The 639-nt window shown below is 77.2% G+C and carries 1 pseudogene; it reads left to right on the forward strand.

Features of this window, described 5'->3' with window-relative positions:
- Positions 1-639 (forward strand): annotated as a pseudogene (locus BZY54_RS51470) (hypothetical protein); the annotation flags it as partial.

The following is a 639-nucleotide window of genomic DNA, read 5'->3' on the forward strand; positions in this document are numbered from 1 at the left end:
CGCCTCCCCCCAGGCGCGGCGGCTGGCCGCACAGCTCGCGATGGTGCCGCTGCGGCCCGAGGTGGTGGGCGCGGTGCAGCGCCTGCTGGGCCGGGCCGCCGGACCGCTGCCGTTCGTGGAGATTCTGCTCGGCGGCCTGCTGGCGGCGCACGCCGGCGTAGGCGGCGACGGCCCCCGCTACGAGTTCCTGGACGGCGTGCGCGAGCGGCTCCTGCGCGGCCTGGGACGGACCGAGACCCTGCGCACCCTCCAGGAGGTGTCGGCGATCGCCGGACGGGTGATGGGCGCGCGCTCCGGCCTCCTCGGCACTCTGGTGGCCGCACCCGCCGAACTCGACGAGGCCGCCCTGGGCGCCGCCGACCACGAACTGCTGTCGGCGGCGGCGCCCGCCCTGGCGGCGCTCGGACCGGCCTACGGAGGCGCACTGGCCCGCGCACGGGCGCACTCGTCTTTGGGGACGGCGGACGAGGGGGAGGAAAGCGGGCGTCGGTCCGCCGCACCCGGCGCTACGGAAGCGCCCACCACCCCTCCCCCCGGGGAATCGGCTCAGCACACGGAGGTCGTGTCGATGGATCCCGCCTCGTCCCGTACGACGCACCCGGCTCCGGGCGTCGATCGGCCGGATACGCACGGAGGCGG

This window comes from Streptomyces carpinensis (assembly GCF_002154505.1).
In the GTDB taxonomy this organism is placed as follows: Bacteria; Actinomycetota; Actinomycetes; order Streptomycetales; family Streptomycetaceae; genus Streptomyces; species Streptomyces carpinensis.